Annotated in this window: 10 protein-coding genes; 8 read left to right on the top strand and 2 right to left on the bottom strand. The window is 53.9% G+C overall.

What is annotated here, in order from left to right; genetic code table 11:
* The first annotated feature begins 132 nt into the window (after positions 1-132).
* On the top strand, positions 133-762 hold the full coding sequence (locus tag KNV97_RS19825) for a response regulator transcription factor (RefSeq protein WP_136485395.1): 630 nt from the start codon (positions 133-135) through the stop codon (positions 760-762).
* 2 nt (positions 763-764) lie between these two features.
* Here the strand turns inward: KNV97_RS19825 and KNV97_RS19820 are convergent, their stop codons facing one another.
* A complete protein-coding gene (locus tag KNV97_RS19820; protein WP_136485397.1) occupies positions 765-2,510 on the bottom strand; it encodes a potassium/proton antiporter in 1,746 nt (581 codons plus the stop codon).
* A gap of 395 nt (positions 2,511-2,905) precedes the next feature.
* Here KNV97_RS19820 and KNV97_RS19815 point away from each other — a divergent pair, with 395 nt between their 5' ends.
* Positions 2,906-3,172: a DUF4212 domain-containing protein gene (locus KNV97_RS19815; protein WP_136485399.1), complete on the top strand. Its 267-nt coding sequence runs from the start codon at positions 2,906-2,908 to the stop codon at positions 3,170-3,172.
* Between the two features lie 12 nt (positions 3,173-3,184).
* Positions 3,185-4,888, top strand: coding sequence for a sodium:solute symporter family protein (locus tag KNV97_RS19810; protein WP_218562627.1), 1,704 nt, complete (start codon positions 3,185-3,187; stop codon positions 4,886-4,888).
* Positions 4,889-5,033: 145 nt separating this feature from the next.
* Here the strand turns inward: KNV97_RS19810 and KNV97_RS19805 are convergent, their stop codons facing one another.
* On the bottom strand, positions 5,034-5,708 hold the full coding sequence (locus KNV97_RS19805) for a 7-cyano-7-deazaguanine/7-aminomethyl-7-deazaguanine transporter (RefSeq protein WP_136485404.1): 675 nt from the start codon (positions 5,706-5,708) through the stop codon (positions 5,034-5,036).
* 383 nt (positions 5,709-6,091) lie between these two features.
* Here KNV97_RS19805 and gmk point away from each other — a divergent pair, with 383 nt between their 5' ends.
* The 5 genes from gmk (at position 6,092) to recG (ending at position 12,284) form a co-directional block, all read left to right on the top strand.
* Entirely contained in the window at positions 6,092-6,715 is a 624-nt protein-coding gene (gene gmk / locus KNV97_RS19800) for a guanylate kinase (protein WP_136485406.1), read from the top strand.
* A 138-nt stretch (positions 6,716-6,853) separates the two neighbouring features.
* Positions 6,854-7,126 carry a DNA-directed RNA polymerase subunit omega gene (rpoZ, locus tag KNV97_RS19795; RefSeq protein ID WP_004728487.1) on the top strand — a complete coding sequence of 91 codons (273 nt, stop codon included), beginning with the start codon at positions 6,854-6,856 and terminating at the stop codon, positions 7,124-7,126.
* A gap of 38 nt (positions 7,127-7,164) precedes the next feature.
* Complete coding sequence (spoT, locus tag KNV97_RS19790; RefSeq protein WP_136485408.1) at positions 7,165-9,285, top strand: bifunctional GTP diphosphokinase/guanosine-3',5'-bis pyrophosphate 3'-pyrophosphohydrolase; 2,121 nt, start codon at positions 7,165-7,167, stop codon at positions 9,283-9,285.
* A 146-nt stretch (positions 9,286-9,431) separates the two neighbouring features.
* Positions 9,432-10,118: a tRNA (guanosine(18)-2'-O)-methyltransferase TrmH gene (gene trmH, locus KNV97_RS19785; protein WP_218562626.1), complete on the top strand. Its 687-nt coding sequence runs from the start codon at positions 9,432-9,434 to the stop codon at positions 10,116-10,118.
* Positions 10,119-10,205: 87 nt separating this feature from the next.
* Positions 10,206-12,284, top strand: coding sequence for an ATP-dependent DNA helicase RecG (gene recG, locus KNV97_RS19780; protein ID WP_218562625.1), 2,079 nt, complete (start codon positions 10,206-10,208; stop codon positions 12,282-12,284).
* Positions 12,285-12,390 lie beyond the last annotated feature (106 nt).

Genomic DNA, 12,390 nt, shown 5'->3' with positions numbered 1-12,390 from the left:
CCGGCGCTTTTTTGTTGCAATAGTCTGCCCCAAAATAGGGATATAGTTCAGACTTTTAGCGTGTGAAGATTGTCCATATTTTCAAAGCAGACAATAATTTATTCAACTTATTTGTTAAAAGTGCGCACACTCATGGACTCTACCTACACCATCATCATCGCCGATGATCATCCGTTATTTCGTAATGCCCTGTTCCAGTCGGTTCATATGGCGGTCAGCGGGGCCAACCTGCTGGAAGCGGATTCTCATGATGCGCTGCTGACGCTGCTGGAAAAAGAGCCGGAACCGGATTTGCTGCTGTTGGATCTGAAAATGCCGGGCGCAAACGGGATGTCCGGGCTTATCCACCTGCGCGCAGCATATCCGGAATTGCCGATCGTGGTGGTCTCAGCCAGTGAAGATGCGCCTGTGGTCTCGCAGGCCAAATCGCACGGCGCGTTTGGTTTTATTCCTAAATCGAGTGATATGCGCACGCTGATCAGTGCCATTAACCAGGTACTGGGCGGAGAACCCTATTTTCCGCAAGGTCTGGTGACCGACAGCAGCAGCTACAATGACTTAGCAGAAAAGATTGCCACTCTGACACCGCAGCAGTACAAGGTACTGGGCATGCTGTCCGATGGCCTGCTCAATAAGCAGATCGCCTATGAACTCAATGTCTCGGAAGCGACCATCAAAGCGCATATGACGGCCATCTTCCGTAAACTCGGAGTGAAAAACCGCACTCAGGCGGTGATTTTGCTCAACGAGTTGAACGCGTAATCTTACTCCCCCGGCTTCGTTTCCTCATCATCCGGCGGCAGACGTAAGCCCACTTTCGTTACTTTCCAGTCCACCACATCGGCCACGACCCAGTACAGCCCCTGCCATTCAAAATGGTCACCGAGTACCGGGGTGGCACCAAGGTGCTCACCAACGAGATCGCGCAATGTTTTGCCTTCAATCCCCTCACCCAGATCCAGACCGTACAGCATGGCGACATCCGACAGTCTTGCCTCGATGTCCAGGAAGAAGTCACCGAAGAAACGCGCCAGCGACTCTTTGTGCGGCGCTTCACTGAACAGACGGCTGAGCGCTTCCAGATCTTTATCCTGCGCCAGCACACACAGGGTGTCCCCTTCCTGCAACTGGGTACTCCCGGACGGATGGAACAGCTGTTTATCGCGAAATACGGCGGCAATCCGCGTCCCTTCAGGCATAAAGAGATTACGCAGCGGTTCGCCGATACACCACTTGTCCTCTTTCAGGGTATAGATCAGAAGCTCCCATTCACTGGTCGGGAACACTTCAACGCCAGTGCGCGAAATCGGCTCAGGTTTGGGTGGCAACTCCACTTTGGCCAGTGCCATCGCTTTGGTCAGCGTGCCGCCCTGCACTATCAGCGAGACCATCACCACGAAGAATGCCAGGTTAAAATAGAGCTGAGCTCCGGGCAGGCCCGCCATCATCGGGAAGACCGCCAGAATGATAGGCACCGCGCCGCGCAGGCCGACCCAGGAAATGAACCATTTTTCCCGGGCGGTAAAACTGCGAAACGGCAGTAAACCAATCCAGACCGAAATCGGACGCGCAAACAGAATCATACCAAATGCCAGTGCCAGCCCCGGCAAGGCAATCGTGACCAGATTGGACGGCGTCACCAGCAGGCCAAGCACTAGGAACATGCTGATTTGGGCCAGCCAGGTCATGCCATCGAGCACGTTAAGAATCGAATGGCGACTACGGGTCGGACGGTTACCTATCAGCAGACCGACCAGATAAATCGACAAAATACCGCTGCCGCCGAGCGCATTCGACAACGCAAAAATGATCAGACCGCCGCTGACGGTTAAAATCGAGTACAGGCCTTCCGGCAGCTGATTGCGGTTAATCAGCTTCCACAGCAACCAGCCGCCAATCAACCCCAGCGCCGCACCGATACCAAATTGCTGAATAAAACTCAGCGCGAGGAAGCCGATACTGAGTTCACTGCCGCTGCTGGAGAGCACCGCAATCATGGTAACCGTCAGAAAGACCGCCATCGGGTCGTTAGTACCGGACTCAATTTCCAGTGTCGAGCCGACCCGTTCATTGAGGCTGCGCCCTTTAAGCAGAGAAAATACCGCCGCTGCATCCGTCGAGCCAACAATCGCGCCGACCAGAATGCCCTGCATTAAATCAAGGTCAAACAACCAGGTTGCCATCAACCCGGTCAGTGCGGTAGTGATGGCCACCCCGATGGTCGCCAGGGAGACCGAGGGCCAGAAAGCGACCCGGAAACTGGCCACCCGGGTACGCATCCCGCCATCGAGCAGGATCACCGCCAGGGCCAGGTTACTGACCAGATACGCGACCGGATAATTATCAAACAGAATACCACCGACACCGTCTTCACCGGCCAGCATGCCCACGGCGAGAAACACCAGCAGAATGGGAATGCCCAGTTTGGATGAGACCGGACTCAGCAACACACTGAGCGCGATCAGCAGTGCACCGACCAAAAAAAAACTGTTGATGGTAATTGCGTCCACTGTCACTCCCTCTGCTTACTGAAACCTAACAACGCACCGCTCGGTCACGGCTTATCTATTGTGCACGAAAACCGCCGCTTGTGACGAAAAGTTTGTGTAAACAAATACCTCGCGGCCTGATCGGCGGCAAGCACGCTGCCACACCGGCACCTCATACAAACTGGTCTAACCACCAATCTCATTTTATGCCGGATTAGACCTTTGGCTAATTTAACACAACATTAACAATGCACCATCCCAGTGCTACTGAGCTAATCCCCTCATTTAACACCATAAGCTGTGGTATGAGTCACGACTAAAGTTGCACAGATCCCTTGCCTTTTCGCTGCTACATTAAAAACCGTAACATTACATTAACATCACATCTACTCAGACAGCTACGGAAGGAGAAGGCTATGTCGTTCGAATCCACAGAACACGCTCAAGCCTACTGGAAGGAAAACTTGAGAATAATGGGATCGCTGCTGGCGATCTGGTTCATTGTTTCTTACGGTGCCGGCGTTTTATTCGTCGATGCACTCAACACAATCCATCTTGGCGGCTTCAAACTGGGATTCTGGTTTGCTCAACAAGGTTCGATCTACACCTTTGTCGCACTGATTTTCATCTATGTCGCACGCATGAACGCGTTAGACAAGAAGTATAACGTACAGGAAGACTAAGAGGTTTCGCACATGGATATTCAAACTTGGACGTTTTTATTGGTTGGCCTGTCATTCGCCCTGTATATCGGTATCGCGATTTGGGCCCGTGCCGGATCAACCAGCGAGTTTTATGTGGCGGGCGGCGGTGTTCACCCGGTAGCGAACGGTATGGCGACCGCGGCGGACTGGATGTCGGCAGCATCGTTTATTTCTATGGCGGGTATCATCTCGTTCATCGGTTACGATGGTGCCGTTTATCTGATGGGCTGGACCGGTGGTTACGTGCTGCTGGCACTCTGCCTGGCTCCTTATCTGCGTAAATTCGGCCAGTTTACGGTACCGGATTTCATCGGCGAACGTTACTACTCCAAAACCGCGCGTATGGTTGCGGTGTTCTGTGCCATCTTCGTCTCATTCACTTACGTGGCGGGGCAGATGCGTGGTGTGGGCGTCGTGTTCTCGCGCTTTTTGGAAGTCGACATCAACATCGGTATCGTGATTGGTATGGCCATCGTGTTCTTTTACGCTGTACTTGGCGGCATGAAAGGTATCACTTACACCCAGGTGGCACAGTTCTGTGTCCTCATTTTCGCCTTCCTGGTTCCGGCTATCTTTACCTCTATCATGATGACAGGTAACCCGCTGCCACAAATTGGTATGGGTTCCACCTCCGTCGGCTCAGACGTTTATCTGCTCGATAAACTGGACGGCCTGACCCAGGAACTCGGCTTTACCGCGTATACCGAAGGCAATAAGAGTATGGTCGACGTGTTCTTTATCTGTGCGGCACTGATGGTCGGTACTGCAGGTCTGCCACACGTTATCATCCGCTTCTTTACCGTACCAAAAGTACGTGACGCGCGTATCTCTGCCGGTTGGGCACTGCTGTTTATCTCGCTGCTGTACACCACAGCACCTGCGGTCGCGGCGTTTGCCCGCGTCAACATGATCGACACCATTAACGGTCCGGATATGCAGGGTGTTGCCGCTGCACAGGCTCCAAGCTGGTATAAGAACTGGGAAAGCACAGGCCTGGTCAGTTGGGAAGATAAAAACGGCGATGGCAAAATGTTCTACTCCGGTGACGAGCGCAACGAGATGAACATCAACCGCGACATCATCGTACTGGCCTCTCCTGAGCTGGCGAAACTGCCAAACTGGGTTGTGGGTCTGCTGGCAGCGGGTGGCCTGGCGGCTGCACTGTCAACCGCAGCGGGTCTGCTGCTGGTGATCTCAACCTCAATTTCCCACGACTTGCTGAAAAAAGGCTTCAAACCGAATATGACCGACAAACAGGAACTGCTGGCCGCGCGTGGCGCGGCGGTCGTGGCGATTGTTGCCGCCGGTTATCTCGGCATCAACCCTCCGGGCTTTGTGGCTCAGGTGGTGGCCTTCGCCTTCGGTCTGGCAGCGGCTTCCTTCTTCCCGGCCATTATCCTCGGCATCTTCTATAAGAAGATGAACAAAGAGGGCGCGATTGCGGGTATGGTAGCGGGTATTGCCTTTACGGCGGCGTACATCATCTACTTCAAGTTCATTAACCCGGCAGCCAGCACTCCGGACAACTGGTTCTTCGGTATCAGTCCTGAAGGTATCGGTACTCTGGGTATGTGTCTGAACTTTGTGGTCTCGATTGTGGTGAATAAATTCACCGCAGAAGTACCGACCGAAGTACAGGACATGGTGGAATCGATCCGCTTCCCTAAAGGTGCTGGCGAGGCACACTCGCACTAAGCTGATCTGAGCTGAGCTCAGCAAAGCAAAAAAATAGCCGTGAACAAAAAAGCCCGGGTCTGAACTGACCCGGGCTTTTTCATTTGTATCGTTGTGATTGACTCGCCGCTTTATTTGCAACCTGTTTACTTGGCAACCACTTCGATTACGAGCACTGCTGCAGCGCCGACGTTTGCGGCTCATTCAACCTGGTCAGCTTCGCGACCAGGTAGTTGAGCAGCACACCGTACATCGGCACAAACAGGCCCAGACTGATGATCAGCTTAAAACTGTAATCAACCAGGGCAATTTCACTCCAGTGTTCGGCCATAAACGGATCCGGACTGTGATAAAACGCAATCGCGAAAAATGCCAGCGTATCGAGCGCATTACCGAACAAGGTAGAGGCTGTCGGCGCGACCCACCACTGCTTCATCTGACGCAGGCGGTTAAACACCTGCACATCCAGCATCTGGCCGAACAGATAGGCCATAAAGCTGGCCATCGCAATCCGGGCCACAAACAGGTTAAATTCACCCAGTGGCGCCAGGCCCTGAAACTGACCCTGATAAAAAATCACCGATAACAGGTAGGACACCGCCAGCGATGGCACCATGACCAGAAAGATGATACGCCTTGCCAGCGCCGGACCATAAATCCGCACGGTCAGGTCTGTGGCGAGAAAAATAAACGGAAAGGTAAACGCGCCCCAGGTGGTATGAAAACCAAACAGGGTAAACGGGATCTGGACCAGATAGTTACTGGACGCAATAATGATCAAATGAAACAGGACCAGAACGGTCAGGGCTTTGCGCTGTTGCGCCGACGAAAACGGACTCATATTGTACCTTTTTGGTTTGGTTTGGGGGCGAGGGAACCCAAATGGAAAACGCTGTTTCCTGATAAATTATCGTATCGGACGGCGAAAATTCAGCCAATCGCGATGGGGCGGCGATTATACCGCAATCCGCTTGTGCCGCAAGAGGCTGGCGGATGATAAGTATCGCCGCCGCACGCCGAGTCGGCAGCGTCCGCAACCAACTCGGCATGGATCAGCGCAGATGACCTTTTGCTTGAGAAGATCCTGAAGATCGTGCTAATCTTCGCCTCCATTTTTCTGACCTAAATTCAGCCTCTCAATGAGATGAACGCGGTCAGAACTGCTTTCAGGCTGCCCAACCGCCAGGTTGAGCACACGATCCCAACCAAAGTGGAACCGAACTAATGGGCAAAGGTACTCTCTATATTGTTTCTGCACCGAGTGGCGCAGGAAAATCGAGCTTGATCTCAGCATTGTTGGAACGTAACCCGACCTATGCGATGAAAGTCTCGGTCTCGCACACCACACGCGGTATGCGCCCGGGTGAACAAGATGGCGTACATTACCACTTCGTACAGAAAGAGCACTTTGAAGAGCTGATCGGCAAAGGCGAATTTCTAGAGTATGCCGAAGTGTTCGGTAACTATTACGGTACCTCACGGGTATGGATTGAAGAGACCCTGAATAAAGGTATCGATGTGTTCCTTGACATCGACTGGCAGGGTGCACGTCAGATCCGTACCCAGATGCCCCACAGCAAAAGTATCTTTATTCTGCCGCCGTCCAAAGAAGAGCTGGAGCGCCGTCTCAACGCTCGTGGCCAGGACAGCGAAGCGGTGATTGCCAAGCGCATGAGCGAAGCCCGGTCGGAAATCTCCCACTACGGCGAGTACGACTATGTCATCATCAACGATGATTTCGATGTCGCGCTGATTGACTTTAAAGCCATCATCCGTGCGGAAAGATTGAAGCAGGATAAACAAGCTGCTAAATATAGCGCTATGCTGTCTGAGCTTCTGGCGGAGTAATCCCGCCTCGCCTTAATCTGCGGTGGTTGCGCCGCAGATAAGGATTAATGAATTTGCCAGCCTGTCGCTAGTATCTCACAGCGTTAGGTTGTATACTTTCTCGTCATTCAACATTTTAGTTAACTATTTGGAGTTCTCATGGCACGCGTAACTGTTCAAGACGCTGTTGAAAAAGTTGGTAACCGTTTCGACTTGGTTCTGATTGCGGCTCGCCGCGCTCGTCAAATGCAAACTGGCGGTAAAGACTCTCTGGTGCCGGAAGAGAACGATAAGCCAACGGTTATCGCTCTGCGCGAAATCGAAGAAGGTCTTATCACTAAAGATGTGCTAGACGCGCGTGAACGCCAAGAGCAGCAAGAGCAAGAAGCGGCAGAATTGGCAGCGGTAAGCAGCATCGTGCACAACCGTTAATTCTGCCTCAGGAATTAATCAACACTCGGGCCTGAAATTTGTATCTATTCGATAGCCTCAAAGATGTTGCCCAGGAATATCTCTCAGAGCCTCAAATTGAGGCTCTGCGCCAATCTTATGTCGTGGCAAGAGATGCCCATGAAGGGCAAACCCGCTCCAGCGGTGAACCTTACATTATCCATCCCGTTGCCGTTGCCCGCATCCTGGCCGAAATGCGCCTGGATCTGGAAACTCTGCAAGCCGCTCTCCTGCATGATGTCATCGAAGACTGTGATGTCACCAAAGAAGATTTGGAGCAGCAGTTTGGTCAGGCAGTCGCAGAACTGGTTGATGGCGTATCCAAACTGGATAAACTCAAATTCCGCGATCGCAAAGAGGCTCAGGCCGAAAACTTCCGCAAAATGGTTCTCGCCATGGTGCAGGACATCCGCGTTATTCTGATCAAGCTCTCTGACCGTACCCACAACATGCGCACCTTAGGTGCCCTGCGTCCGGATAAGAAACGTCGTATCGCGCGCGAAACGCTGGAAATTTACGCCCCGCTCGCCCACCGTCTCGGTATTCACAACATCAAAACCGAGCTCGAAGAACTCGGCTTTGAAGCCTTATATCCTAACCGCTACCGCGTGTTAAAAGAGGTGGTTAAAGCGGCGCGCGGTAACCGTAAAGAGATGATTCAGCGCATCCACAACGAAATCGAAGATCGTCTGCAGGAAGTCGGACTGCCGGCACGTGTGCTCGGGCGCGAGAAAAACCTGTTCTCCATCTACAACAAGATGAAAACCAAAGAACAGCGTTTTCATACCATCATGGATATTTACGCCTTCCGCGTGATTGTCGATAGCGCCGATACCTGTTATCGCGTGCTCGGTCAGGTACACGGCCTGTACAAGCCACGTCCGGGGCGGATGAAAGATTACATCGCAGTACCTAAAGCCAACGGCTATCAGTCGATCCACACCTCTATGGTCGGCCCGCACGGCGTGCCGGTCGAGGTGCAGATCCGTACCGAAGACATGGACCAGATGGCGGACAAAGGTGTGGCGGCACACTGGTCTTACAAAGCCAACGGCGAACGTGGCGGAACCACGGCACAAATTAAAGCGCAGCGCTGGATGCAAAGCCTGCTTGAGCTGCAGCAAAGTGCCGGTAACTCCTTTGAATTCATTGAAAACGTGAAATCGGATCTGTTCCCGGACGAGATTTACGTCTTCACACCGAAAGGCCGCATTGTCGAATTACCAGTCGGCGCGACCGCGGTCGATTTTGCCTATGCCGTCCATACCGATGTGGGTAACACCTGTGTCGGCGCCCGCGTCGATCGCACGCCTTACCCGCTGAGTAAATCTCTCAAGAACGGCCAGACGGTTGAGATCATCAGTGCACCGGGCGCGCGTCCGAATGCAGCCTGGCTCAACTATGTCGTGACCTCACGTGCACGCACCAAGATTCGTCAGGTACTGAAAACCATGCGCCGTGAAGAGTCGATTTCACTCGGTCGTCGTCTGCTCAACCATGCGCTGGGTGGCCCGTCACTGAGCGACATCGGCCAGGAAAGCCTCACTCAGGTGCTGAGCGATCTCAAGATCGCCAGCGAGAACGATCTGCTGGCTGCAATTGGTCTGGGTGAGCTGATGAGCATAGTCATTGCACGTCGTTTACTTGGCGATGCAGAAGCTCTGACCGCGACCAGCAGCAATGACGGTAAGCCGAAGAAGAAACTGCCAATCCGCGGTGCGGATGGCATTCTGCTGACCTTTGCCAACTGTTGTCATCCGATCCCGGACGATTCAATCATTGCCCATGTCTCCCCGGGTCGTGGTCTGGTTGTGCACCGTGAAACCTGTCCGAACGTGCGTGGTTACCAGCGTGAACCGGACAAGTACATGGCGGTGGAATGGACCCGAGACTACGATCAGGAGTTCATAGCCGAACTGAAAGTCGACATGCAGAACCGTCAGGGCGCTCTGGCTGAACTGACTAATGTGATCTCGAAGACCGGCTCGAACATTCATGGCCTGTCGACCGAAGAACGCGATGGCCGCCTCTATACAGTGACTGTGTTGCTGACTACCAAAGACCGTGTTCATCTGGCTGGCATCATGCGTAAGATCCGCACTATGCCGTACACCCTCAAGGTACGCCGCAGAAAACACTAACTCCCGCTGCCTGATAATGCCGCGCGTCTGCGCAGTGCTTGCAGCAAGGGAAATCATGCCCTTGATAGGCCAACCTATCAGGGGCATTTTTATTCATATGGCCCGCCCGGAGGAAACGGCCATACTATTAACTGAAGAATCCGAACATGAACTCAGAGCGTTACTCCCGCATTCAGCAAGTACTGAAAGCACGCCAGACCGATTTGACGGTCTGCCTGGAAGAAGTCCACAAACCGAACAATGTCTCCGCCGTGATCCGCACCGCAGACGCGGTCGGCCTGCATAAAATCCATGCGGTGTGGCCCAATGAGCAGATGCGTACTCTCGGCCACACCTCGGCCGGTGCACGTAACTGGGTCGAAGTGGAAACTCACGACACTACGCTGGAAGCCATTCAACATCTTAAAGCACAGGGCATGCAAGTGCTGGTCACTCATCTGTCGGATCAGGCGGTCGATTTTCGCAGTATCGATTACACCAAGCCAACCGCTATCATCCTCGGCAGTGAAAAAGTCGGTATTTCCAAGCAGGCCCTGGCATTAGCGGATCAGGATATCGTCATCCCTATGGTCGGCATGGTGCAGTCACTCAATGTATCGGTGGCCGGTGCGCTGATCCTGTATGAAGCACAGCGCCAGCGTCAGGACGCCGGTATGTATCAGCGCGATGTCAGCCCATTACCGGATGAAACGATTCAGCGCATCCTGTTCGAACGTGGTCACCCAGTGCTGGCTAAAGTGGCCAAGCGTAAAGGTCTGGCCTACCCGCAACTGGATGATGAAGGGCAAATCGTTGCAGACCAAGACTGGTGGAAGGCGATGCAGAGCGCGTAATTGCGCGCTGTTCACTAATTGCCCCTGTACAAATAGACAGTCCAATGGTTGAATAGTTAACTCGTCAATGAGTATCTGGTTGAATTTATGTCGCAGCTTCTTTCCGCAATTCCGTTAAACTCACTCTCCGGAGTGGGCGCTAAAGTGGCCGAAAAACTGGAAAAAATCGGGCTGAGCAGTGTCCAGGATCTGCTGTTCCATCTGCCGCTGCGCTATGAAGACCGTACCCGGGTCTATCCCATCGTTAAACTGCACCCTGGCTTGTGGGCTGCGGTACAGGGCAAAGTGATGGCGGTCGATACCCTGTTCGGGCGGCGTAAAATGCTGACGGTCAAAATCAGCGACGGCAACGGCTCACTGACGCTGCGTTTTTTCAACTTCACTGCCGGGATGAAAAACAATTTCGCCGAAGGTAAGTTAGTGCATGCTTACGGGGAAATTAAGCGTGGCAATGGCGGGTTAGAAATTATCCACCCCGATTACAAATTCTTTGCCCCGGCACAAAACCCAGATAGCGAACCCAATCTGACCCCGGTCTACCCGGCGACTGACGGCCTGCGCCAGCTCACGTTGCGTAATCTGACCGACCAGGCTCTGGCCCTGCTCGACAAAGCCGCCGTGCAGGAATTACTGCCTGCCGGACTGTATGATCATCAAACCACGTTAGCCGAAGCGCTGCATACGATTCACCGTCCGCCGGCCGATATTGACCTCAGCCTGTTTGATGAAGGCCGCCATCCGGCCCAGATCCGCCTGGTAATGGAAGAGCTGCTGGCGCAGAACCTGTCGATGCTGGCGGTGCGCAGTAAAGGCCAGCAAGATAGCGCCCTGCCGCTGCCAGTAGCGGATACGCTCAAACAGCAGCTGCTCGCCCAGTTACCGTTTACTCCGACCAATGCCCAGGCCCGGGTGGTGAGCGAGATCGAAGCCGATCTGGCTAAACCCCACCCGATGATGCGCCTGGTGCAGGGCGATGTCGGCTCAGGCAAAACCCTGGTTGCGGCTCTGGCTGCGGTGCGGGCGATTGAGCACGGCTGTCAGGTCGCTCTGATGGCCCCGACCGAGCTGCTGGCCGAGCAGCACGCGCTCAACTTTGCCAACTGGTTTGAAAGTATGGGCATCAAAGTCGGCTGGCTGGCGGGCAAACTGAAAGGTAAAGCCAAACAGGCCGAGCTGGAGCGCATAGCCAGCGGTGAAGTCAAAATGGTAGTAGGTACTCACGCCCTGTTTCAGGAACACGTGGTGTTCGATAATCTGGCTCTGGTGATCATCGATGAGCAGCACCGTTTTGGCGTCCACCAGCGCCTCGAACTGCGCGAAAAAGGCGCCCGTCAGGGCAGCTATCCACATCAGCTGATCATGACGGCTACCCCGATTCCGCGTACCCTGGCCATGACCGCCTACGCCGACCTGGAAACCTCGATTATCGACGAACTGCCACCCGGCCGCACGCCGATTCAGACCGTCGCCATTCCCGATACCAAGCGCGATGACATCATCGAACGGGTGCGCCATGCCTGCCTGACCGAAGGCAAGCAGGCCTACTGGGTATGTACCCTGATTGACGAGTCGGAAGTGCTGGAAGCCCAGGCTGCAGCGGATACCGCCGAAGATCTGCAGCGCAAGCTGCCAGACGTCAAAATCGGCCTGGTGCACGGGCGGATGAAACCGGCCGAGAAACAGGCGGTGATGCAGGCATTCAAAGACAACCAGCTCCATTTGCTGGTTGCGACCACTGTGATTGAAGTCGGGGTGGATGTACCGAACTCCAGCCTGATGATCATTGAAAATCCGGAGCGGCTGGGCCTGGCTCAGTTGCATCAATTACGCGGCCGGGTTGGACGCGGCTCTGTCGCCAGCCACTGTGTGCTGCTCTATCACGCTCCGCTCTCCAAGACCGCGCAAAAGCGCCTCGCCGTGCTGCGTGAAAGTAATGACGGTTTTATCATTGCCCAGCGCGATCTGGAAATTCGTGGTCCGGGTGAACTGCTCGGTACCAAGCAGACCGGCATGGCCGATTTCAAAATTGCCGATCTGGTTCGCGATCAGCGCCTTATTCCTGAAGTTCAGCGCATTGCGCGCCACATTCACGACCAATACCCCGAGCACGCCAGTGCGATTATTGAGCGCTGGCTCGGCGAGCGCGACGTCTACGCCAAAGCATAAGTCAAAGCATAAACAGCGCCGAACAGGCGCCGTTTGAGCGAGAACAACGGCTCTTCCCACTCCTACAGCAATCGTTTGCTTTCATGGTCAAACGTTTTATAATCGC

This window comes from Vibrio ostreae (assembly GCF_019226825.1).
GTDB lineage: Bacteria > Pseudomonadota > Gammaproteobacteria > Enterobacterales > Vibrionaceae > Vibrio > Vibrio ostreae.
This window is presented reverse-complemented; position numbering and strand designations above follow the sequence as displayed.